This window comes from Paenibacillus sp. FSL R5-0810 (genome assembly GCF_038002285.1).
GTDB classification, from domain to species: Bacteria; Bacillota; Bacilli; order Paenibacillales; family Paenibacillaceae; genus Paenibacillus_AQ; species Paenibacillus_AQ lactis.
Window position 1 is genome coordinate 3,681,581 of sequence record NZ_JBBOCF010000001.1, and the last position, 23,304, is coordinate 3,704,884.

19 protein-coding genes are annotated in these 23,304 nt (G+C 53.2%); 5 read left to right on the forward strand and 14 right to left on the reverse strand.

Features of this window, described 5'->3' with window-relative positions; genetic code table 11:
- Nucleotides 1-222: 222 nt before the first annotated feature.
- From MKX76_RS16590 to MKX76_RS16650, 13 genes are all read right to left on the reverse strand, one after another.
- Nucleotides 223-1,221 (reverse strand): carbohydrate ABC transporter permease, encoded by a 999-nt coding sequence (locus MKX76_RS16590; RefSeq protein ID WP_040739841.1) that lies wholly within the window; start codon nt 1,219-1,221, stop codon nt 223-225.
- A 98-nt stretch (nt 1,222-1,319) separates the two neighbouring features.
- Nucleotides 1,320-2,219, reverse strand: a complete 900-nt coding sequence (locus MKX76_RS16595; RefSeq protein ID WP_007131558.1) for a carbohydrate ABC transporter permease — start codon at nt 2,217-2,219, stop codon at nt 1,320-1,322.
- Nucleotides 2,216-4,792, reverse strand: a complete 2,577-nt coding sequence (locus MKX76_RS16600) for a DUF5696 domain-containing protein (RefSeq protein WP_007131557.1) — start codon at nt 4,790-4,792, stop codon at nt 2,216-2,218. Before MKX76_RS16600 ends, MKX76_RS16595 begins: the two co-directional genes overlap by 4 nt.
- A 15-nt stretch (nt 4,793-4,807) precedes the next feature.
- Nucleotides 4,808-5,428, reverse strand: a complete 621-nt coding sequence (locus MKX76_RS16605) for a Yip1 family protein (protein WP_007131556.1) — start codon at nt 5,426-5,428, stop codon at nt 4,808-4,810.
- The gene (locus MKX76_RS16610; RefSeq protein ID WP_007131555.1) at nt 5,425-6,870 is read right to left on the reverse strand and encodes a hypothetical protein; all 1,446 of its coding nucleotides are present in this window, start codon (nt 6,868-6,870) and stop codon (nt 5,425-5,427) included. Before MKX76_RS16610 ends, MKX76_RS16605 begins: the two co-directional genes overlap by 4 nt.
- Nucleotides 6,871-6,880: 10 nt before the next feature.
- A complete protein-coding gene (locus MKX76_RS16615; protein WP_007131554.1) occupies nt 6,881-7,792 on the reverse strand; it encodes a carbohydrate ABC transporter permease in 912 nt (303 codons plus the stop codon).
- 5 nt (nt 7,793-7,797) lie between these two features.
- Nucleotides 7,798-8,766, reverse strand: a complete 969-nt coding sequence (locus MKX76_RS16620) for a carbohydrate ABC transporter permease (RefSeq protein WP_007131553.1) — start codon at nt 8,764-8,766, stop codon at nt 7,798-7,800.
- Between the two features lie 13 nt (nt 8,767-8,779).
- On the reverse strand, nt 8,780-11,731 hold the full coding sequence (locus MKX76_RS16625; RefSeq protein WP_341034232.1) for an extracellular solute-binding protein: 2,952 nt from the start codon (nt 11,729-11,731) through the stop codon (nt 8,780-8,782).
- A 66-nt stretch (nt 11,732-11,797) separates the two neighbouring features.
- On the reverse strand, nt 11,798-13,171 hold the full coding sequence (locus MKX76_RS16630) for an ABC transporter substrate-binding protein (RefSeq protein WP_341034233.1): 1,374 nt from the start codon (nt 13,169-13,171) through the stop codon (nt 11,798-11,800).
- A gap of 428 nt (nt 13,172-13,599) precedes the next feature.
- Complete coding sequence (locus MKX76_RS16635; RefSeq protein ID WP_007131550.1) at nt 13,600-14,640, reverse strand: LacI family DNA-binding transcriptional regulator; 1,041 nt, start codon at nt 14,638-14,640, stop codon at nt 13,600-13,602.
- Nucleotides 14,641-15,008: 368 nt separating this feature from the next.
- Complete coding sequence (locus MKX76_RS16640; protein WP_028405814.1) at nt 15,009-15,917, reverse strand: hypothetical protein; 909 nt, start codon at nt 15,915-15,917, stop codon at nt 15,009-15,011.
- 444 nt (nt 15,918-16,361) lie between these two features.
- The gene (locus MKX76_RS16645; protein WP_007131547.1) at nt 16,362-16,781 is read right to left on the reverse strand and encodes a VOC family protein; all 420 of its coding nucleotides are present in this window, start codon (nt 16,779-16,781) and stop codon (nt 16,362-16,364) included.
- Between the two features lie 112 nt (nt 16,782-16,893).
- The gene (locus MKX76_RS16650; RefSeq protein ID WP_341034234.1) at nt 16,894-17,817 is read right to left on the reverse strand and encodes a putative RNA methyltransferase; all 924 of its coding nucleotides are present in this window, start codon (nt 17,815-17,817) and stop codon (nt 16,894-16,896) included.
- A gap of 423 nt (nt 17,818-18,240) precedes the next feature.
- On the opposite strand from MKX76_RS16650, the gene MKX76_RS16655 reads away from it, so the two are divergent.
- The 3 genes from MKX76_RS16655 to MKX76_RS16665 all read left to right on the forward strand — a co-directional run bounded on the left by MKX76_RS16655 (nt 18,241) and on the right by MKX76_RS16665 (nt 20,578).
- A complete protein-coding gene (locus MKX76_RS16655; protein ID WP_007131545.1) occupies nt 18,241-18,750 on the forward strand; it encodes a DUF6773 family protein in 510 nt (169 codons plus the stop codon).
- A 23-nt stretch (nt 18,751-18,773) separates the two neighbouring features.
- Nucleotides 18,774-18,968: a helix-turn-helix transcriptional regulator gene (locus MKX76_RS16660; protein WP_007131544.1), complete on the forward strand. Its 195-nt coding sequence runs from the start codon at nt 18,774-18,776 to the stop codon at nt 18,966-18,968.
- Between the two features lie 161 nt (nt 18,969-19,129).
- Nucleotides 19,130-20,578 carry an erythromycin esterase family protein gene (locus tag MKX76_RS16665; RefSeq protein WP_341034236.1) on the forward strand — a complete coding sequence of 483 codons (1,449 nt, stop codon included), beginning with the start codon at nt 19,130-19,132 and terminating at the stop codon, nt 20,576-20,578.
- Nucleotides 20,579-20,760: 182 nt separating this feature from the next.
- On the opposite strand, the gene MKX76_RS16670 is transcribed toward MKX76_RS16665, so the two are convergent.
- Nucleotides 20,761-21,249 carry a DinB family protein gene (locus MKX76_RS16670; RefSeq protein WP_341034237.1) on the reverse strand — a complete coding sequence of 163 codons (489 nt, stop codon included), beginning with the start codon at nt 21,247-21,249 and terminating at the stop codon, nt 20,761-20,763.
- 241 nt (nt 21,250-21,490) lie between these two features.
- On the opposite strand from MKX76_RS16670, the gene MKX76_RS16675 reads away from it, so the two are divergent.
- Nucleotides 21,491-22,447 carry a helix-turn-helix transcriptional regulator gene (locus tag MKX76_RS16675; RefSeq protein ID WP_341034239.1) on the forward strand — a complete coding sequence of 319 codons (957 nt, stop codon included), beginning with the start codon at nt 21,491-21,493 and terminating at the stop codon, nt 22,445-22,447.
- A 133-nt stretch (nt 22,448-22,580) separates the two neighbouring features.
- Entirely contained in the window at nt 22,581-23,270 is a 690-nt protein-coding gene (locus tag MKX76_RS16680; protein WP_341034240.1) for a hypothetical protein, read from the forward strand.
- Nucleotides 23,271-23,304 lie beyond the last annotated feature (34 nt).

Consider the following 23,304-nt stretch of genomic DNA (forward strand, 5'->3'; position numbering starts at 1 on the left):
TTCTCTCCTGACCTGTCGTTATGGGACAATTCTTGGCAGTAGCTACCGGCCCTCAATTATCCGCTTTCCGCGCACACCCTTAATTTCATGCCACTCTTTGCACAACATCACGCTTAGTCCACAAAGCCCATACCCCATGCTTTTCATGGGCAGCCTACTACTCCGGACGCTCCATCTTGCCGCGCTTAGCCTACGACTCTGATATGCTCCATCTTTTCACGCTTAGCCTACAACCCCCGTACGCTCTACGCTTTCCACGAAATGGCGCTGCACGAACAGATACAGGGCGATGAGCGGCAAAATCGCCAGCAAAATGCCGGTGTCCACCACCAAGGCCACATAGTTCGGATCCGCCTTGGCCGACGAGCCGAGCCCCATGATGGACGGCAGGAACTGATTCGCATCAGCGGGCAGCGAGGCGATCTTCAGCGGCATGAGCGCCCCTTCGCTCATGAAGAGCGAGGTATAGAACGTGTCGTTATACTGCCATACGAACGAAAACAGCGTGACTGTAATGAGCGGCGGAATCGCATTCGGCAGCATAATCGCGAAAAAGGTCTTGAGCCCGCCCGCTCCGTCGATCAGCGCCGCCTCCTCAATCTCCTTCGGCAAGCCGCGGAAGAACTGGCGGAAAATATATACGAACAGCCCGGCTTTCAGCCCGGTCGCCGTAGCCGACGTAATGATGGACGGCCAGTAGCTGTTGAGCAGATTGATTCCTTCCTGGCCGCTGAACAGCCGGACCAGCCCGAGCACGTCAAAGCTTCGGAAGTGCAAATACATCGGCACCATCAGCGTGCTCATCGGTATCAGGATCGTCAGAACGACCAGCGCGAACAACAGATTGCTCCCCGGAAAGGTGAACCGTGCAAATCCATAGCCCGCAAGCGCCGTCGACATTGTCGTAAGCAGCATCGTAATAAACACATAGATCATCGTATTGAGCAGCAGCGGCCAATAATCAAGCAGGTCCAGCACGATTTTGAAATTATCCAGCGTGAAATGTACCGGAATCATGTAAATCGTCGGATTATAAATGTCCTGCTTATCCTTGAACGCAACCGAGAATTTGGAGATGATCGGATAAATAATGATAAAGGTGATGCCGATGATCAGCAGATAACGGAATACCGACCATAGGATCGGCAGCGTCTTGTTCCTGATCCGGTTCATGCGTGCCTGAGCCGATTGGTTCACGCGCGCCTTAACCGATTGGTTCATGCGTGCCTGAACCGATTCTTTCGACGGATCCCGAATAATTGCCATGCGTTGCTCCTCCCTTCCTCCCGTTCCTTGTTCCGATCGTAAATGTGACAGCCTTAGTTTTGGTAAAAGGTTCTTCTGGACACGATGATGCCCATGATGACCAGAAGCAGGCTCACCACGATCGTGTACAGCCAGGCCATCGCCGCGCTGAGTCCGAAATTTTGCGTCTTGAAGGCCGTCTCATAGATCGTTCGGGTTACCGTGCTGTCCGTAAACGAGTCGATGATGGTGTAGATCATGTTGGTCAGGATAAGCGGGCTCACCATCGGGAACGTAATTTTCCAGAATGATTCATAAGCGGTTGCGCCTTCGATCTTGGCCACTTCGTACATCGAGCTCGGCACGGCCTGCAGCGCCGCCAGAAAGATCAGAATCTGAACGCCGGAGCTGCTGATGATGTCATAGATCCGCATGACGGCCTCGACGATGTAATCGGTGATCGTGATCGGGAATCCGGCTTCCGTCAAGATCCGCACCATGGAGAGCACGTTAAACTGTCCGGATGCCGTGCCGAGCTCCTCCGCCACGGACGCGTTTCCGACCAGGTTGATGAGCCCTGATGTTTCGGCAGCAGAAATCGCTCCGGAGGCCAGAATGACCGGCAGGAAGAAGATCGCCCTTGCCAGCGCCCGGCCCCTGAATTTCTGATTGAGCAGGACTGCGGAGAACAGGCTGAAGAACAGGATTAAAGGCACATCCACGACCGTCCCCAGAATGGATTCCGTCAAAATCCGGTTGAAGTTAGCGTCCACGAACAGCGCATCCTTGAAGTTCTGCCAGCCGACAGCCTCCAGCTCATACCCTCCCGGGGAAATGACCAGCTTGCTGAAGCTGAACAGAATGGACTGAAGCAGCGGCCCGGCGAACAGAAAGACAAAGCCGATGAGCCATGGTGCAATGAACAGCAGGCCGAGCATGGATCTTTTTTGCGTTAAGGACAGTCTTAATTTCATGCCCGGTCACCACCTACTGCATAGGATTGCGGCTCCACCGTAATGCTGCGAACCGAGGCCGGCTTGTCGGTATAATTGATCAGAATCGACATGCCGCTCTCATACTTCACTTCGACCACGCCATCCGCATGCTGCGTGTGCTCGACCATCCGCTCGGTTCGGACCGGAGCGAGCACCTCGTTCAGCTCGTTGTACAGGGCAACGGCCTCCTCGTACCAATCCCGGTAATCGGCTGCATACATCTCGTCGAACCGCGTGTATTTCAGCTCCGAGCTCTTCTCGTAGGACCACAGATAGCGAGGAGCCGAGCCCATCTCCAGCGACTGGAGCAGCTGCTTGCGGGGATTCTGCTCGTTGCCGATATTGAACGCGCCCGCCGCATAATCGATGTAGCCGTGAATGACCATCTGGTAAAAGGGCACCTCGGCATCGGTAAGGCCAAATTTGCTGCTTGCCGCCGGAACATCGATCAGATGCTTCGCGTACGGCCAGCTGTATGCATTGCCGCCCGATACCATCAGATCCGGGCTCGCCTCCCGCAGCCGCTCCAGCTGATCTTGGGCGATCAGCTTGGCCGTCTCCCGGAATACGACCCGCTGTACCCGGTAGTCGGAGCTCAGAACATCGCCCAGATCCCGCAAGGATAATGAAGCGATGCCGTAACGGCCGTAGGAATCCGCAAACCGGCTCACGTAATGCGGAAGCTTCGCCGGGGACATAAGATAGTAGGTGCCGTAATACGAATCCATCCGGTTCATGTTGCGGTCGTAAGGATGCAGCTCCGCCGTTTCCCTGGTGACGAACCTGGCGGCATCCGATGCCGGCGTAAAGGAACCATCGTCCCGGTAAACATGCTGGAACGCAACATCCGGGTACAATCCGCCGCCTGCGGCCTGCAGCTCCGCCGCCAGCTCCTTCAGCTCCGAGACGCTGCCGACGGCCCCGTCCGTCTTGGCGTTGACCGGCGGCTTATGATGAACGCCTTTGCCGAACCAGCCGAGATAGCGCATGCGCAAATTCGATACCCCATCCTTCATAAGCTTACCGGCAATTTCCCCTGCCTGGTCAAATGTCGTCATGGAGACGACGGCATGATACGGCACGCCGAGGAAGGATCGCTGCTTATCCACGCTGCCGAGCATGTCGAGATAGAACGGAAGCGAATCGCTTTCCGCCAGCGGCGTCAGTTTGTTTTCCTTAACCAGCCGCTGCTGGTATAAGCGAGCCATTCCCGAGTAAGTCGCATCCCCGCCGGATAAGAAGCTGTACCTGACGGAGAGATGGCCGTCGTACATTTTGTCGCTCAGCAGCTGGATTTCCTGAACCGTGCTTCCGGTGTACAGCTCCAGCATATCCTCGCCCCGGACGGCAAAGCTGCTGAACACATGATTGTACGAGTTCTGCTTGCCGCTGATATCGGCCGACACGCTCGCGACGGCATCCCCTTCCTCAATGATGGCAAGCCATGCGCCGTCTCCGCTCTTCATTCCGAATACGGGCATGCGGGCCGGATCGGCAACCTGTCCCCGGCTTTCGCTGTTATGGTTCGGATCGGTGCCGTATATCCGCTGCACGTATTGCTCTTCCTTCACCTTGCCGTTATTCAGCATAATCAGGCTGCCGCTGCCGTCCGGAACGAGCATATACCCCTGCTCCTTCGTACCAGCCGCCCCGAAATAGCGGAGGAGCTCCAGGCTGCGCAGCCGGTAGGTCTCGCTTTCGGTTACCTGGCCAAGCGGCACCGACACCATCAGGGAATCCTCGTCGAGGCGATATTCGATCGGAATGGTGAACCGCGGCTTTGAATCTGCGCTTGCCGCCTCCCCACCCCCGGACGCATTGTCGATGGCCAGATCATCTGCGGTGTATCCGGCCTGCTCGAACGCCCCCAGCATTTTTTTCAGGACCAGCTCTTTCTTGATCTGTTCGTCCAGGCGCTCCAGCACGGCGGGGTTATCCTTCATCGGGTAGTAGCGGGCCTGCACGTATTTAGCCAACGTGGCATCCAGCTTGCTGAGCACTTTCTCCTGCAGCCGATCGGGCGTAATATATTTCGGCAGGGCATCGATGCCCAGCGACACATCGCCCAGAGTGTATGTAACCCTGATGCCGTTCTCAATGCTTTCGGCTTGGAAATTCCCGTTCGTTACGCTCCATGTGTAGTTCGGATACGTTTCGAGCGTGCCGATCGAATCGCGGAACGTCACCGTCAGCTGCGAGGACAGAGCCTCCTTCTCGAACGGCGATGCGATCGGATCCTCCGCCCGGTCCGCCGGGTTGCTGTACCATATGCGGCCGCTTCGTTTGTCCCGAATCGCGATTTCGGTCGTCTCCGGATGGTAGTACAGGCCAAGCCCGGCCGTCTCTGCGACCAGGCTCATGCCTGGTACGCCCTCGGTCCGGTCCGGCAGAACGGTAAGCTCCTTCCCCGGCGCCGGCTCCGAGGCTCCTGCAGCATAAGCAGCAACGTCCACCGCCGGCGCGCCCCGGTTCGCGCCGATCAGAAAGCCCGTTGCAATGCCGGCGATGACGACACATGCAAGCACCGTGTAGAGCCATTTTCTTGATTTCACGGCTTAAGGCCTCCTTTACTGTCTAAATATGATCTCGCGGTAGACGTTCACGAGGAACGTGTAGATCTGCTGCATCATGCTGAAGACAAGCGTTCCAAGAAACACGATGATAAGCATCACGATGACGCTGAGGAACATCGTCAGAACGGTCTTGCCCGCCGAGTATTGATGGATCGTCATGGATCCGACGAAGAGCAGCCCGATGAACCAGATCGTCGCGACCATGGTGAGGAGATAATAGAACACGGTCTCCTCCTGAACCATGAACCGGCTTGCAAGCGTCATCGGCGGGTTAATCAGCACCATCGGAATGAGCGCATAGGCGCTGGCGAGCACGATTTCCTTGAACTTTCCCTCCCCGCCCATCAGCGTGGTCACCGACCAATTTGACACGCACCATAGAAAGAACGGGAGCACGATATACAGCAGCTCATCGAAGCTGTTGAGCCTCCGGGGATCGTTGAAGTTTACGAGGAACCCGGCATACTGCCGCTGCACGATGCTCGCGATGACGACAAGGGCCAGCACGGAGAACGCCACGCCGAGTCGTCCGCGGTTCTCATACTTCAGATCCCAGTATCCGTCAAAGGGATGAACGATCAAATGCAGAGGGAATTTAAAATACTCCTGCCTCATGCCTCCTTCACCCTCCTCTTGTTTCGATGTCGAACCGTCCGATATACGGCATACAGCAGCACGGCGCCTGTCGCTGCCGACAAGAAGGTGCCGAAATGCTCCTTCATTACTTCACGGCGGTATCGTTTGAAGGCGACGGAGTAATTTTTGCGGTCCATCCCCATCTCGAAGTAATGCAGGGCTTCCTTGTTCTCCCCCTTCATAAGCTTCGCTTTCCCGATCCCGATGTACGCGATGTCGTAATTGGCGTTAAGCTGGAGCACCCGCTCCCAATAAGCCTGCGCTTCCACATCGTCCCCGCGGTAATGATGGCGAACCGCTTGATTGACGTTCTGTCCGAATGCCGTCGGTTCAAACACCACGATGCTTCCCTTGCCTCGATCGAGCACCAGCTGATGCTCCCCGAGCATTTCGACTGCCGCGGGCGTCTTGAATACTCCTAACTGGTTGCCGATTCCGCCATACACATAGAGCAAATTGCCCGTATCATCGTATGTGAAAATACGTCCCTGCGTGGAATCCAGCGCGCTGTACATCCCGTCGCCCAGCACCTTGATATCCACGAATTTCGACGGGCCGACGGCTCGCCGGTAGTAAATATCGCCGGCCACCGGGAAATAACCGAACCGCTTAAGCACATCTTCCCCTGAAGGATTCAGGCGCTTGATCGGCTCCTTCGATCCGACGTCGATGTTCGTGGCGTAGACGAATCCTTTACGGTCAATATCCAGATTGGAGAATTCCGTCGGTATAAACAGCCGCATCTGCGCTTTCTGCGCATCGGTCGAAATGAGCCTCCAGAAATAATCCCCGTAATCGCGCTTCACTTTGATCGTGCCGACATAGCCGAGGAACGTCCCATCCTCCTCGAATTGCATGATGCCTTCGTAAACCCCGCGGGCAACAACGAACACTCGGTTCGCCTGGTCCACGGTCACCTTCAGCGGAATAAATTGAAAGCCTTGCGGCAGAACGTCGGACTGCGGCTGCTCAATGACCCGGATCAGCTTGCCTTCAGCGCTTAGCACCACGATCCGCTGGTTATCCGTATCCGCAACATAAATCTGTTCCTTATCGTCCGTAAAAATGCCGGATGGATTCGCGAAGGTCTCCTCCTTCCCTTCCCGGATGAAGGAATCGATCACGCGGACCACCTTCCAGCTGTCGTCCAGGCAGACGATCCGCCCGTTGCCGCTGTCCAGCACATAAACATGGCCGGAGCCGGACACGTGCATATCGCCGGGATCCGCGAATTCGCCGATCCCAAGCTCCGTTCCCGTAACCGAGCGAACCGGAAGATACGGTGCCGGAGCCGGCGTTGCTTCCTCCCAATAATTGTAGTTATAGCTCTCGTATGGAGCGCTGGCGGCGGCTGTTCCCGGAATCAGGACGGTCAGCAGGGAGACCGCCGCAAGCGAAATGAGCCATCGTTTCGCTGACATGTTATCCCCCCTAATCCTTCATCCCGGAGGTAGCCATCGTCTCGATAATCCGGCTCTGCGAGAACAGGAAGAGCACGATCGGCACGCTCATCAGGATGACCGCCACGGCGGCGCCTGCGCCGGCCCGGGAAATGCCGCCGAGAATAATCTGATTGGACGCGTAATGCAGCGTCTTCAGCTGCTCGCTGTAAATGAAGCCGTTGCCGTCGGTCCCCCACAAAATTTGAAAAAGCAGGATAATGAGCGTCAGCCAGGCAGGCTTCACGTTCGGCATGACGATCGACCAGAATATCCGGTACTCGCTGGCCCCGTCGATCTTCGCGGCTTCCAGCAGGGCATCGGGAATCTGCTCCATAAACTGCTTCATTAGATACAGGCCGAGCGAATAAGCGAATGCCGGAATAATGACCGCCCAATACGTATCGATCATGCCAAGCCACGACAGAATCATGTAGTTCGGCGTCGCCGTCACCACCGGCGTGAACATGAGGGACAGTACGACGACCTGAAACAGAAACGTCTTCCCGGGGAATCGATGCTTCGCGAGCGGATAAGCCGCAGCCGAGGCCAGAATGACATGCCCGACGATGCCGATCCCGGTGATGAACACGGTATTGAAGATATATCGGGAGAAAGGCACCCACGATTGTCCGAGCAGATTGATCAGATCGGAGAAGTTGTTCCATGTCGGGTTGCGGACAAACAGCGTGGGCGGGAACATGAAGATCTCGTCCAGCGGCTTGAACGCATTGTTGATCGCGTACACGAGCGGCAGCGCCATGAAGGCGCCGAACACCGCCAAGAGCGCAAACAGGGAGAAGGTGCCCATGAAAGAACGGTTTACCCGCTTCCTGCGCCGCTTGAGCGATAGGCTTAGAAGGCGGCCGCTTCGTTTCTTCGGCAGTTCATATACAGCTTTCACGAGTGCTACTCACCTACCTTGCGCAGCAGTTTTTGAACGATCAGATTGGTGCCGACCATCAGGATGAACAGCACCGTGGCAATCGCGGAAGCAAACCCCATCTCGAACCGGGTCGTGCCGAAATCGATCAGATGCGTGACGATCGTCTCCGCCGCATAGTTCACGCTCGGGAATCCGGCAAGCGCAATGGAGACGTCGGCGACGGCAAAAGAGGTCGTAAGCTGAATCACCGCGCCGAACATTAGCTGCGGCCGCATCGACGGCAGCGTAATATACCACAGCTCCTGCCACCGGTTGCGGACCCCGTCAACCGCGCCGGCCTCGTACAAGGTCTTGTCAACGGTTTGCAGGCCGGCAATGAAGGCCAGGAATCCGGTTCCCAGGCTTAGCCACAGCTGCACGAGAATGATGATCGGCATGATGAAGGCTTCCGTCTTCAGCCATTGAATCGGCTCCAGGATGATCCCGAGCTTGATCAGCATCCCGTTCATGATGCCGTAGCGGTCTCCCGAGAAAATCATAAGCCAGATGAAGTAGACGTTCCCCGAGATGGAAGGCGCATAGAAGATCAGCGTCATGAAGGCCCGCATCCTCGGTCCGAGCTCATTGATGACCCAAGCGAACAGGAAGCATGCCAAATAGCTGATCGGCCCGGTGATCGCAGCGAATAGAAGCGTATTTTTAAGTGCGATCAGAAAAATATCGTCTTCGAGAAACAGCCGTGTGTAATTATCCCATCCGACGAACCGCGGAAACTCCAGCATGTTAAAGTACGTGAAGCTGAGGATCATGGAAATGACGACCGGAAGCACGGTAAACAACGTAAACAGGATCATGTATGGTGCAAGCAAAATATACGAATGCTTGCTGGCCTTGATTTCCGCCAGCTTCCGGCTCCGCCAGGTTTGCGGCTTGACGGGGCGAACCGCGGCGGGCATCGCCGTCTCAGGGTCTTGAAGCCCGGCATTATGCATTTTGGATTCCCCCCTATCCCTCCGGCACGCCGAATTCTTCTTGCTTGGTTCGAATTTCATCATGAATATACTGAACAGAATCCATCAGAGCCTCCCGCGGCTCGACACCGCTGATCACCGCACGGTAGAACGCGTTGAACAGATGTCTTCCCGTGGAGTAGCCTCCCGGCACCTCCGGAATTCCCCGAACCCATTCAAACTGGGCTTTTAAATTTTCATAATCGGCCACGGGCCAAGGCAGGCTGTCCAGCGCCTTGATATTTGCTGTCGGATAACGCGCGGCGGCCCCCATCAATCCTTCCATCTCCCGCCCGAAGTTCGTCTGCGTCATGTCGCTGGTCCACCATTTGAGGAATTCCCAGGCGGCCTCCTTATCCTTCGCATCTTCGAGCATCAGGACTGCGCTGCCTCCGCTCGGTACGGTCCGGTCAATCGTTCCATCCTCTCGTACGGTTCCGGGAATCGGGGCAAATCCCCATACGCCGCGAATCTCCGGTGCAAAGACGGACAGCTGATTATACGTCGTGTAATCGGAAATGCCGATCGGCATCTGACCGGTACGGAAGCGGTTCGCAAAATCATACTCCCGCTCAAGCTTGTAGTCGGTGTAGTACTCGGTCCATCGCTTAAAGGCTTCGAGCGCGGGTTTCGAATCCAGATCCGACTCCCGGTCATGGTTGCGGTAGAACTGTCCCCCCGATTGCATGAGCAGGGCCGCAAACATGGAGTTTGGCGGCAGCGTGGTCCACTGGTCGGGCGCCTGCGCAACGACGGGAAGCCCGAACTGCATATGGTTCTTGTTCAGCACGGCCAGCATGCTTGCCACTTCGTCCCACGTTTCCGGCACCTCCAGCCCAAGCTCCTCGAGCACATCCTTCCGGTAGAACATCATGTTGAACGTCTGCGTCTCCGGCAGGGCGTATACGCCCCCGCGGTATTGATACGGTACCAGCGCGCTGTCCCGGAACCGGCCCGCAACGGCATCGAAATCTGCAAACTGCGTCAGATCCGCCGCCGAATTGCGCATCGCGAAGTTCACCGGCAGGTCGTTGCCGATTTGCATGGCAACATCCGATCCTTGACCGGACAGCGTTGCGGGCAGGAGCGTACCCATGTTGACCAGCTTCAGATTGACGCTGATCCCTGTCTCGGGCGTAAAGGTCTCGTCAATCATGGCCTTTACCGTATTCGCCTGATCCCGGCCGCTGCCGATCCATACGGTAATCGAACGCTGATTCTTCCCATCCGTCACATTGCCGATGTTGTTGTAATCGATGAAGAAGGAGCTGGCAAAGGTATTCAGCTCGTGCTTTACTTTATCTCCTGCCCCCATTCCGCTCTTCGGCAGCTTGGCGTCAGGAGAAGCGACATATAAGGCATCGAGCTCAAGCGGCTGCTCCCTGGCCTGCTGCAGCCATGTACCGAGGCCTCCGGTGTTGGTCTTGTATGCCTCCAGCCGGCGCGGAATCGTGTCGGGCTTGGCAATCATCTCATCGAGCTGCAACGCCATGGTCTTCAGCAGCGCCTCCTGATCGCCGGACTGTCCCGACAGCTCTACCAAACGGGCAGCGATCGCTTTCAATCTGTCGCTTTCAAACTGCAAAGTCTCAATCAGCTCAGGAATGCGCTGCTCCACCCGATAATCCCGGAACTCATCCGGATTGGTGCCGGTGATCATTAAAATTTTGCGGTACATCGCATTCAGATTTAGCAAGCTGTCCTCCACTTCGTGAATCAGCGGAGCGAATTCGCCGAGGCTCGCTTCAAGGCGCAGCACATGCTTTCCACGTGTAAGATGGAACAGGTACGGCTCCTCGCCGCCAAGCACATCCATCCGGTACCCGTTCTTGAAGCGGAACGGAATACGATTCATCTCATCAAATGGCACTTTCCCGTCAATCGTCAGCTTCCGCGTGGAATATATCCCTCTTACGAAATTTTGCTGGGATTTGAAGGCGATTTTGTACAGCCCCGTTTCCGGCACGTCCAGCTCCCACTCGATCCACTGACCCGGCAGTCGCCAGTTAAAGCCGCCGATCGTATTGATCCGTACCTCGGATGCGCTGTACGGGCGCACGCTCGGACTTGCGCGCTCGCTCAGCGGATACAGCGTCGGGGAGGATTTGGCCGTTGCCGCTTCCGCTTGGATCTCAAGCAGGATTCCCTCGGTTTGCGGTGTTCCCTCGGCTTCGTATTTGGCTCTCGCTTCGGAGTAAGGAAGCGGTTCCGGCTGCTGAAGCAGCCTCAGCTCCCGGATCACCATCGGCTCCCTGGCGGCGGTAAGCGAGATCGTATGCTCGCCCTCCGTGAAGTAGAATAGAAACGGCTCGGTTTCATAGCCGTCCGCATCTTTCAATACCGCCTCGATCCACGCGGGGTGCTCTATTTGCCTTGGCCTAAGGTCATTGCCCTGATTGTCCCGGTCCACACTGTCTTTCGCATTGCCCCAAATCCGGTCGAACTGTAAATAAGCGGCTTCCTGAAAAGGAATGCTGCCATCGATCCGAAGCGAGCGCTCGATCGAGGAGCTTTTTCCCTCTACTGGGTAGTACAGCACGGACAGATTGTATAGTCCCTCTTCCTGCACTCGGAGCTTCCACTCCACCTCGCCCTTCTCGCCGGTGTAGAGCGATGTGCCGGGCCTGCCTTCATAATGGTCGAGCTTCCGGAATTCTCCGCCTTCTGAACGGCTGTACTCGGAAGCGGGGATGATGATTTCTTGTCCCGGTCGACCGCTACCTTCATATTTCGACAAATACTGAACGTAGGGCATCGCTTTGCCGGCCTGAGCGCCGGTCTGTATCAAAGAGGCCGGACGTTCAAGCTTCCATTCCGCCGGAGCACCGATCAGCATTTCGCCGGGATCATCCTTGCCCCGGTTGAAGAACAGCATCAGGGCCGCGACGATCAACAAAAGGATCAGGAGTCTGCCCATCCATTTTTTCAGCTGCAATTGGCGTGTCAATGTTCATCCCCCTTATCAGGAGAAGGGAGGCTTAGGCTGCCGCTCTTCGCCCCCCGTCCATCCGTCTTATTTGCCCATTTTGTCGACGGCGGCCTGCGCCTGCTGCTTGTATTTTTCAGCTGTCGCCGTCACGGATTGGTTGTTTACGATAATGTCCTCGATGAATGCACCCGTCGGATAATCCGTATACGCTTCGTCAACCGTAATTACGCCGGTTCCCGCAATATGCTCGCGGATCATGTCGATATCTTCCTGATTGGTGTAAATGCCCTCCAGGTAGTCCTGCCCCGGATATTCCTCCGTCGATTGGATGTCGAACGTTTCTTCATAGATTTGATAGACGATGACCGGATCTTCGACGCCCTTCGGAATGAACTTCGCGGAAGCGGCCGTATTCGCGTAGGTCGCCTCCGGCGAGCCTTGCGGTCCGTTCGGAATCGGTACGATGCCGACTTCGAAGGTCACGTCGCCCAGCATCCATTCCGCAGCCGGGAACATGGCGACATCTCCGTCCTTGAACGTGTTCGTTTCTTCCCAGTTCGTCTTGTTGCCGCTCTTCACCTTGACCACCTTCTCGACGTTGTAGAGACGGTTAACGAATTCGGCGGCCTCCAGCGTTTTCGGATCGGACAAGCCTTCTTTGCCGTTCGCATCGTCGACGATTTTCCCGCCGTTGGCTGCGGTGAAATGCTTCACGGCGTCGATTGCCCAGCCCGAGAAGCCCCACACGTCCGTCTTGCCGTCATTGTTCGTATCCTTCGTTGCCTGTTTGGCAATCTCCATGAACTTATCCCAGTTCCATTCGCCCTTGGCATGCAGCTCCTGAAGATCCGGAAGACCGTGCTTCTTGAACAGCTCGCGGTTATAATGCAGCCCAAGCCCGAGGGAGATCGGGTTGTCGAACCCGTATTCGCCGCCGCCGATGGCAGGGTATTTCATCTGCAGATTCGCCTCATTGTTTATGTTGTTCTGATCGGTCGTAAATTCGCTGATCGGCAGGAGCTGACCTTTCATGATCGCAGGCAAAGCCGACTTGTACTCCAGCTGCACGATATCGGCAAACGGCTCGCCGGCCAGCACGCTCGTCGTAAACTTGTTCATATATTCCTCGAAGGGCACGTTAACGAACTCGATTTTGACATTGTACTTCTTCTCGACCTCGGCGATCTTCTCTAGGCGCGCCTTCTCGTCGGCCGTATTGCCCGCCGGCGTCAGGTCCCACCAGGCGGCAACCTTGATCACTCGGCCGCCCAGGTCAACCGGCTCGGCCGCCGGCTGCGCCGGCTCTTCTTCCTTCGGCGTTTCGCTTCCCGCCTGTTCCGTAGCCGGTGCGGGCTCGGTCTTCGGAGCTTCCGTCTGGGCGCCGCCTCCGCCGCTGCAGGCAGTGATGACAAACATCAAGCAGATAAGCAATAAAGAAAGCCCTTTCATTTTTCTCACTTTAAAAAACCTCCCTTATTTGTTAAAGCACGATTTAACTTGATGTCGTTCCCGGATGCAATGGTTCTGGATAAACGGAACATCTTGAACCTCGGTATGCCCCCTCCATTCCGTTATCTATGTTTGCCAAAAAATATAACATCAGTTTTTCTAGTCGTCAATATTTATTATTTTGTAAATAACAACAAACCTAATATTTTTAGATGATAATCTATTCTAGTTATTAATAATCAACTCATTTTGTATGTTGGAAAATGTCGTCATCGCCTTAAAACCCCTTTAAACACAAGGAATCGACATCTTTTCCGCCTACTTGATTTCCCACCATCCATTCCCCTAAAATGTTATTTGTTTGTTATGAATATAAAAAGGCCCCGATGCTTCAATCCGCATCGGAGCCATGCGTATACACCCCATGGAGCTATAATCTAATCGGTCTCTCCCCGGGAAGGCTGCTGAAGATCCCTGACGATGACGTCAGCCTGGATCAGGATCCTCTCGTAACCGGAATCCGGGTTCGTAATCCGCCACAACAATTGATCTACAGCCCTCATTCCGAGCAATTCCTTGTCGATATTGACCGTAGCCAGAATGGGCAGCTGATCATAAGTATTGTCGAATCCGGTGAATTGTACATCCCCCGGAACCTCGATTCCTCGCTGCTTCAAAATATCCATCGCAAACATTGCCGTGATGTCGTTATTGCATACGAACACCTCCGGCAGCTCTTGACCTGCTAAAGCCTTGCTCAACGTTGCTGCCAGATCCTGGTCAATCTCGGGACTGATCAGCTCGGGGATTTGACGATGCTCGATTTTGTAATCGGCCAGCACGGATGTGAACCCAAGATACCGCTCGTAAAAACTCGGCGCATCGCTTATGTTGCCAATGAACTGGTACTTCTTGTATCCCCGGCTCACCAGCTTGGTCATCATTTGCCGCATGCCGTACAAATTGTCGGTGAACACCGTATCCGACTGAAATGCCGGGTCCATATGATCCACCATAACGACGGGAATGTTCAATTTTTTGATATCCATCAAATTTTGCGTCGACACGGAGCCTACGGTGACAATCCCGAGCAGGCCCTGCGGGTTCAACAGCGAGAACATATGGTCATTAGACGGCTCGGTCAGTGTCAGAATGTCCAGGCCCCGTTGATTTAAACGGGTAGAGATCCCGTCGAAGACAGGCCCCCAGTACAGAGACTCCCGATTTTGGTACCGCACGTTAGGGAAGAGGACGAGAACAGCCCCTGCCCATTTACGGTTTTCCGGATCCTGAAGCTCGGAACGACCGGCCGTATGTCCGGGCTGATCCTTGAAATACCCCAGCTGCCCGGCAGCCTTCAGTATCATTTCCCTTGTCTGCGGGCTGACGCCCGACTTGCCGGATAGCGCACGGGACACCGCAAATTTGGACACGCCCGTAAAATCCGCAATTTCTTGAATGGTTACTTTTGATTTCATCGTATCAACCTACTTAAGCATATTTGTAGAACCGTACCAACCCATGTGTGTTATGCGTGTTATTTGTGTTAGTTTTTGTTAGGTTACATTCATAATACTATTCGAGAAATGCTTGCAAGTCAAAGTATATCCTGCATTTTCTTGTTTTCATTTTCATAAAAAATATGACTTGGGACGTATGAGGGGGGAGGACTAAAGGCCATCACCAGCATTCATTCGGCCCCATGAATGAACGTGTGGTTTCGCCTATAAGCGGCCCTTTTGATAAATCGATAAAAATAAAATAAAGCCGCTCCGGAAGGACTGTCTAACAGTCTCGCCGGAAGCGGCTATACGTTTACTATAGGATGATCATGTTTCGACGCTTGTTATTCTTTAATCAGCAGCGGCTCCCAAGTAAAGCCCTCACCCGTAATTTCGGCACGGAGCTTCGAAATTCGGCTCAGCGTCTCTTCCCGCTGAGCTTCCAAGGATTTCACCGAATCCGCATACAGCTCGCCGAGCTTCTTCTCCGTGCCGCTTGCCATAGCCGTAATCTGCTGCTTCAGAGCTGCGTTGCTCTTGGACAGGGCAGCAGTCTGTGTCTTAAACAGCTTGCTGTACTGGCTCTTGGCGGCTGACTTGCTGATCTGTCCTTTTTTATACTTCCATATCGGGCTATTCAGATAATGCGCGTTGGAGCCGTTTTTCAGCTTCCACATCGGACTATTCAAATAATTTTCATTGACATTTTTCGACATTTTCCATGCCGCGCTGTTCAAATAGGTCGGAGTAATCGTTTTTTTGTAGGTCCACATCATGCTGTTCAGATAAGTATCGCTCATTTCCTTATCCAGCTTCCACAATGTGCTGCTCATATAATGTCGTTTCGCCTCCGAGACATACTTCCACATTGAACTTCTCATCGAGGTGGGATTGATCTCCCGGGCATACTCACGAAGCTTATCCTGGATATCCCGATTTCCCTCATACTTCGCCTTCAACTGCTCGAGATCCGCCTCCAGCTTCTCGTTCCATAGCTTCTGATCGTCCAGCAGCGTCTTCTCCAATTGATCCAAGGACGCATGGGAAGCATCATAGAACTGCTTATATTGCTTATCAATTTGCTTCTGGTAATTGTTATAAGCATTTACGGTTTTCTTATTGTACGCTTTGTAATCATTCCATACCTGATTAATCCATTTCTGGTCCGCCGCATGCGCCGTCAGCGGCATCATGCTGGAGACTGCAAGCAAAAGGCCGCAGACCATGAGCAGCCATTTCCGCATGAATCTCATCACAATCGCCTCTTTTCCTAATATATACCAAAGGCTATTGTACCTTAATCGAAAGTTGCCTTCCAATAGGCATGACGACCCACTGACTTTCAGACTAGGATGCATGGAAACCGCTTTCTCGGACAAGGACATATCGAGCTGTCTATTTTCCTCATCAGGACACAGCTTCTCCCTTTCGTTCGGCACGGTCTTCCCTTCATTTAAGATCCCATCATCCCGATCCTTCGTCCTATGGTCCTTTAGTAATGAATCGGAAGCAAGCTAGTTACAACTAACCATCTTTGATTAGCAGCAGCCTGAATCGCTTGACCGGTCGAAAAATAGGTGGGACGGGTCGCGTGCGTAAAGCACCTTCCTTCTAACTTGATTCCCAATTGATATGAAAAACGAACGAAGACCCCTTGGCTTACCGCCAAGGGGTCTTCGTCATGCTTGTTGCGGAAATCAGGATTCCGTGGAAATATTCCATGTCACCCCGTACTTGTCCGTCAATATGCCATATGCCGGGCTCCAGAACGTTTCCTGCAGCGGCATGCCAACCTTCCCGCCTTCCTGCAAAGCTTCAAAAATTCGCTTCGAATGATCTGCCGATTGCGAGATGATGCAAATCTGAACCTGATTGCTCGATTGTACGGGCTGGCCCGGGAACGTGTCCGAGAACATGAGCTCGCTGCCGCCCACCTTCAGCAGTGCATGGGATATGCGGTCCTTGGCGCTTTCAGGCAGCGGAAAATCAGGGTTTGCCGGCATTTCGCCAAATGTCTGAATCATCACGGTCTCGGCTCCCAGTACCTGCTCATAAAAACGGATCGCTTCCTTCGCATTTCCATCCAGGATAATGTATGGATTCAAACGCAGTGTCATGGTGGACCCACCTACCTTTTTTCAATGTACGTATCGACTTTCATTATCGCCAAATCCTTGCCGTTTTAGCAACGGGGGCAAAACTGGTTTATATTCCCTACAATGTGCTTGTTCACACGCTCTCTTCAGCAGCGGGAACAGGCTTTGGTTTGCCGTAGAGCACGGTGAAATCCACCGTGACTTCCAGTTCCCTCGGAAGGTTATCCGACATTTTCAACTCCGGGGAAGCACCCCATGCCAATGGCGTCATCTGTACCAGAAGAGAGCTCTCCTCGGGGCTCAGTCTCTTGCGGTACCGAATTTCTTTGGTTTCGATGAGCTCAAAGTAACGGCTGAACAGCTCGATCGTATGGCCGCTCGAATCGCGCTCCCTGCTCTTCCTGCCATATAACAGCTCACGAAGCTCCTGCAAATACGACTTCCCTGGAATGACCTTAATCAGCACGCCATCTTCCTTCAGCAATCTTCCGAACTCAGCATAGTTGGAAGGCGACAATATATTCACGATAGCATCAAACTGACGGTCAGCAAACGGGCTGTGCGCCAGATCGGCTACGCACCATACCAGGTCCGGCGAAGCCTTGGAAGCCAGCAGGATCCCTTCTTTGGCAATATCGATACCGGTTCCTAAATAGCGCTTGCGGCCAGGCCTTTCCTCCAAATTGCTAATAATTGACCGAAGGTGGGAGCCTTCGCCGCACCCGGCATCCAGTAAAGTCTGAATCTCGGAATGCGATTCCCGCCTGCGGATCAATAGATCACATACATATTCGATCAGCGGATCGAAGAAACCGCTGTTACTGATCATGCTGCGCGAAACAAACAATGATTTATCATACTTGCTCTTCGAAGGACGCGGCAGCAAATTGACATATCCATGCTTCGAAATATCGAAGCAATGGCCGTTGCTGCAGTCCAGGCTGGACAGCCGGTTGACGCGCATCGAACTTTTGCAGATCGGACAGCGAAACAGCTGCTCTTGGGAAGCAACCAAACTTGCTTTGGTTAATACCTCCTCTGAATTATAACGGGACATTTCGTTTCCACCCTTTCCATTCGATTAGTCGATGAATAAAGGTGCAGCAAAATAAACCCTTGTCCCATAATTTTCAAAAAATTGGACCGGGCCTATCTCTAAATCTGCACCTCTGATTATCGCAACCGAATGTAATAGATCATAACGAAGCCTCCCTTAATTTAAATAGGACAAAATTGCCCTATTGCCAATTCTATCACAATTGGAGAGCGGATAGAATCTAAACAACAAATTAGCAAAACGGATCAAAAAATGAGGGCTCCGCTTCTGCTATCATGATGAAATCGTTATACAAGCTCATGCATGATTATTATTTTTAACAAAATGACATATATATATTGCATAATGACATCCATAGCTGTAGAATACGGATAAGTAATAAACGCACGAACTTGTCTTTTACTAGAAAGGAGCCGTACACAAATGAATTGGTTTAAAAAGAAAGCAGTCGATGACGAACGTATCGTCAACCTGAAAAACAGCATTTATAAAGAGGCCTATATTCTGATCATGCTGATCTGCAGCGTTTCGGCCGTAATCAAAACCTGGTTTTTACCGGACCGCGGATCCGTTCTGACCGAAATGCTGGTCATCCTGGGAGGCAGCTTGTACTTTAGCATCCGAAGCGTGGCGATGGGGATATACTCCGATGAGGTGGAGGTACATGACCAGCGCAACAAAATGTCGTTTAGCCGGCGCACGGCGATTTCCGGACTGGCCATCGGCTTGATCCTTGCCCTCATCTTAGGGATACGAAGCGCCGTCGTATATGGGGATGGCAGCAGTCAGACCGCTTGGAAGTATTTCCTTTCCGTATTCCTGTTTTCGCTAATCTTCTACATCCCGCTGTTTGCCGGAACGATGACGGCCATTCACCATTTCGCGAATCGAGTGAGCCGAAAAATATCGCAAAATGACCAACTGGACTCATAAGAAGGGAGACAAGGTGATTTTGCATGAAAAATATCAAGCTGAAAATGGCCCGGGTGGAAAAGGATCTCTCGCAGGAAGAATTGGCCCGGATCGTCGGGGTATCGAGACAAACGATCGGATTGATCGAGCTCGGCAAATACAACCCTTCACTCAGCCTCTGCATTGCCATATGCAAGGCGCTGTCCCGTACGCTGGACGACCTGTTCTGGGATGAATGAGTTATGGGGAAACCCGTACATTCGTCAAGACATTCATGACTTTTGAAAGGAGGGGATGCCGCGTCTATTAAAGCCGTAAACTGCCGTGCTTCTGCCCTTTGAACCGTCGACCGAATGAACGACTTGAATAAACCAAAGACCAAGGAGTGAACTCTTTCGAAATGACACTACATAAGACAAGAAAAGCTTTTACCGCGCTAATGCTGGCGACTGTCCTGCTTGGAGGCACAGCGTCTTATGCGGGGAGCGCTCAAGCAGCCGCCCCTGACACCATTCAGGGGAAGGTGACGGAAATCCGGCCAGCCCGAACCCATGAAGAGAAAATTGCCGAATGGGAGGCCTGGGCTGCGGATCATGCTTATAAGCTTGATACGATTCAGCCGGTTGGCTCGGACGGCAAGCCGGACTCGTTTCAAGATCTGGAAATGCTGAAGCCGCTCCTGCATGACAAACGTTTCGTGTTCCTTGGTGAGAGCTCCCACGGCGTAGCCGAATTCAATCTCGCCAAGACGCGCTTGATCCAATTCCTCCATCAGGAGATGGGATACAACGTATTGGCATTCGAGAGCGGGCTGGCTCCTGCCTCCATCGCATACGGAAAAGTCAGCGGCCGCAGCGCCGAGCAGACGATGAAAGATTCGATTTTCGGCGTCTGGTGGTCCAAAGAAACGCTGCCGTTGTTCGATTACATCAAAGCGTCGCATAACAGCGAACAACCGCTTGTTCTGACCGGGTTCGACATGCAGCTCCATTTCCCCCTCCTTGACGGAGGATGGCTGAAGGATAAAGCTCTCGCGAAGCGGCTTGCGGAAGCCGACAAAAAGCTGTCCGACTATTCGGTAGCTTCGGACGCAGCCGCATACCGCAAAGAGAAAAAACATCTGATCAGCGTGTACAAGGAAGCTCAGGAAGCATTGAAAACCGAGGCGAATCAGGCCCATATCAAGCAGCTCTACCCGGACAATCCGAAGCTTTCCCTCCTTCTGGAGAGAGCTTTAGGCGACCGAATCCGGGTAGCGGAGGAATATGTGGAGCTGTCCATTGAATCCACCGCCGCCTTGGAAAAAGGGGACTATATGCCTTTCCTGAAAACGATGGAATGGCGGGATCAGGCAATGCACGATAATCTCATGTGGCTTGCCACCGAGGCATATCCTACGGAAAAATTCATCGTCTGGGGACATAACGATCACATCCGCAAGGCCCAGACCGAAGTGATGGGCTCCCCGTACCCGGTTAAACTGATGGGCGAGATGCTGTCGGACGAGGTGAAAAAATACAGCTATGTAATCGGTCTTTATCCGGCCAGCGGCAAAACCGCCGACAATACGGGTGCCGTCCATGGCGTGCTGCCGCCGGAGCCTGGATCGGTCGAATCGATTCTAGCGGCATCGGGAGCTCCATATACCTTCATGGATCTTCGCTATCGCAGCCATGAATCCGGAAACTCCTGGATGTTTGAACCCCGCTTCGCGTACAGCTGGGGCATGATTCCCGAGAGCCTGATCGCCCGGGATCAATACGACGGCATATTGTTGATCGATGACGTGAATCCGCCCCAATATCTGAGATCGAGCGCTTCATCCAAAGCTTCGTCGCAGGACGAGTAAAAGAAATCGGCATTTTTGTATATCCTTATTCCAACACGAAATCCCTTAGAGTCCGGTTAAGAGCGTGACGCATGCCGGATTCTGAGGGATTTTTGTTACCTCCCCGGTCTGAACCAATGCAAAAGAACACCGCCCGAACCTATGGACGGTGTCCCAAGATCATCTTCACAGCTGCTGTGTAATTAATACAAATCAAACATGCTCACTTCATAGCCTTGGGCTTTGAGGTAATTGAACATTTGAGCCCGGTGATGCTGGACATGCGTCACGACCTCGATCAGCCATTTGGCTTGTGCCGAGCCGTGCTCCAAGTAGAATGGCGTCGTCTTTTTATGCAAAAAGTCATCATCCGACAGGCCGTCCATATACGATTTCAAGTCGGCCAGCCCCTTGTTCATCCATGCGATCAGCTTGTCCTTGTCGCCGCCGTCTGCAGCGATGGCCCCTTCAAGCTGGCGCACCTCTTCTTCAGGCTTCTCCCGCATGATCAACAGATCGGCTCCGGGAACCGACACCAGATGATGGACGAGCTCCAGGAGCGATCGCATATTGGAGGCAGGACGGTAATCCCAATCCTTGTCCGAAATTTTCATGATGAGATTGGAGGAGGTTTTCACGATATGCTCCAGCTCCTCAAACAGCAATTGCTTCATTTCAACCAGTTGACTCATGGGCGTTCACTCCTGCTTTTTAGTTTGAATGATAATGGAAAGAGATTCAGCGACAGGAAGGCGCAACCGTGGCATCGCTTTTCCGGAAACCGCTGGTCGTTATGGTTATCATTACTCAGTAGCGTCCTGCGCGCTATGTTGTATCATTTTCCATTCTGCTCTCTCTAGGGTTATGATACAAGTATAGGCTATAATAGTGACAACTATTGTCATAGTCATTCAAAAAAACGGAGCTGATCCCATGTCGAAATCCAAGCGGCTGATCGAACTGATGATGACCGTCAATCGGATGCGAAAGTTTACGGTGAAGGAGCTTGCCGACCAATTCGGTGTTTCGGCCCGTACGATCCTGCGGGACCTGCAAGAGCTTAGCGAGCTTGGCGTCCCGCTATACTCGGAGGTAGGTCCGCATGGCGGCTACCAAGTGCTAAGAGAACGCATCCTTCCGCCGATCGCGTTTAGCGAGGAAGAAGCGGTCGCGATGTTTTTTGCCAGCCACGCCCTTCGCCATTATTTGTTCCTTCCCTTCGAAGCCGAGTCGTCCGCAGCGCTCCAGAAATTTTATTATTACATGCCGGGCGATGTGCGTGACCGGATTGACGAGATGAAGAACCGGGTCGATTTTCTAACCCATACCCGGAAGCAGAAGGCGGCATTCCTGGGGGTATTGCTGGATGCAGCCGTGGAGCAGCGGGTCGTCAGCATCCAATATGAGACCAAGCACGGCCTGTCGGCACGAAGCATCCAGCCTGTCGGCATTTATGCCAGCAACGGCTTCTGGTACTGTCCCGCTTACTGCTTTATGCGCAGGGACTTTCGCTTGTTCCGCTGCGACCGCATGCATTCCGCCGCCTTTGACGAGAGCGGGGTAGAACCGCTGGATCACCGCCATATTCATCTGGGAAACTGGAGAGAATTCGCGGCGGAAAAAGCCGTCTATGTCCGAATGATTGCCGAACTGACGAGAGAGGGCGTTCAGCGCTGTGAGGCCGAATTATGCCCCGTTCCCCGGATCGACGTGAATCCCGATGGAAGCGGCCGGCTCGAGCAGGAAGTGCCTATAAGCGAAATGCGCTATTTCGCAAAGTTTTTCCTCGGGCTGGGTAACGAGGCTGTCGTGCTGGAGCCCAAGGAGCTCGTGGACAGCATAAGAGATATTCTGAGAGAGCTTACGGAGAAGTATGGGCAGGGTGTATAAGTGTAAAAGTTCGTTTATTTATGATATTTTCCGTTGATTGCTGTAATTGTTTTTCATTAAGGATGCTTATATATTTAAGCTTAGCAAAGGAAATATCCAGTAACCGCGCTGAACCCTAAGGAGCGAATTGCCTTTGAGCAGATCCAGTCGAAGGAAGACGATGTTTGCACTTCTTATCGCTGCCATTTCCGTTTCTCTGCTAGTAACCTTGGTTTTTGTCAGCCAGCCCGCCTATGAACCGCAAACCTTTGAGGTTAATGTAGAAAGTGACTATGCGGTCAATGGGAATATTCCCGGCATCGTTGAGCGTTCCGAGTACATTGTACGGGGGCGATATATAAAGCCGGTCGAGACCTGGGAAATGGCACCCGGTTACGTTAGCGAGATTTATACTTTTGACGTAGAGCAGCAGCTGCTAGGCGATTTGGACGGACAGATTCAAATTGCGATTCCAAAGTATGAGGTGGTTCAATATCCGCTGGAGGAGCAGGTAATTGAAGCTAAAATTCAGCTGCCTTATTTCGATGAAATCCGATTAGAGGAAGATTATGTGCTGTTCCTGACAAAGTCGCAGCTTAGGGACGTGCTGTTCCCTGCAAGCGTTCCGTTCCAAGTACGCCTGGATACCGAGGGGGAAAGCCATCTCGACTATAATGCCCTAGCCGTGGAGGAAACGATGAGCGCCAAGGGGGACCGGATTACATTCCGGCGTGATTTCACAGATATACAAACCATTGATGAAATCTCGGGACTGCACGTCGAAGATTTATATGAACAAATCAACACGGCAGTTGAGCAGGCTGCAAGTCAATCCCAGCGTTAATCACGGCAAGGAGCCCTTCCATCCCGGAAGGGCT

Bases quoted from the DNA above. Each gene is read 5' to 3' on its own strand.
- MKX76_RS16675 (WP_341034239.1), top strand. From the start codon at position 21,491: ATGTCGAAATCCAAGCGGCTGATCGAACTGATGATGACCGTCAATCGG.
- MKX76_RS16665 (WP_341034236.1), top strand. From the start codon at position 19,130: ATGACACTACATAAGACAAGAAAAGCTTTTACCGCGCTAATGCTGGCG.
- MKX76_RS16635 (WP_007131550.1), bottom strand. From the start codon at position 14,640: ATGAAATCAAAAGTAACCATTCAAGAAATTGCGGATTTTACGGGCGTG.
- MKX76_RS16670 (WP_341034237.1), bottom strand. From the start codon at position 21,249: ATGAGTCAACTGGTTGAAATGAAGCAATTGCTGTTTGAGGAGCTGGAG.
- MKX76_RS16650 (WP_341034234.1), bottom strand. From the start codon at position 17,817: ATGTCCCGTTATAATTCAGAGGAGGTATTAACCAAAGCAAGTTTGGTT.
- MKX76_RS16660 (WP_007131544.1), top strand. From the start codon at position 18,774: ATGAAAAATATCAAGCTGAAAATGGCCCGGGTGGAAAAGGATCTCTCG.
- MKX76_RS16590 (WP_040739841.1), bottom strand. From the start codon at position 1,221: ATGAACCAATCGGTTAAGGCGCGCGTGAACCAATCGGCTCAGGCACGC.
- MKX76_RS16605 (WP_007131556.1), bottom strand. From the start codon at position 5,428: ATGAGGCAGGAGTATTTTAAATTCCCTCTGCATTTGATCGTTCATCCC.
- MKX76_RS16655 (WP_007131545.1), top strand. From the start codon at position 18,241: ATGAATTGGTTTAAAAAGAAAGCAGTCGATGACGAACGTATCGTCAAC.
- MKX76_RS16620 (WP_007131553.1), bottom strand. From the start codon at position 8,766: ATGCATAATGCCGGGCTTCAAGACCCTGAGACGGCGATGCCCGCCGCG.
- MKX76_RS16645 (WP_007131547.1), bottom strand. From the start codon at position 16,781: ATGACACTGCGTTTGAATCCATACATTATCCTGGATGGAAATGCGAAG.
- MKX76_RS16595 (WP_007131558.1), bottom strand. From the start codon at position 2,219: ATGAAATTAAGACTGTCCTTAACGCAAAAAAGATCCATGCTCGGCCTG.
- MKX76_RS16610 (WP_007131555.1), bottom strand. From the start codon at position 6,870: ATGTCAGCGAAACGATGGCTCATTTCGCTTGCGGCGGTCTCCCTGCTG.
- MKX76_RS16640 (WP_028405814.1), bottom strand. From the start codon at position 15,917: ATGAGATTCATGCGGAAATGGCTGCTCATGGTCTGCGGCCTTTTGCTT.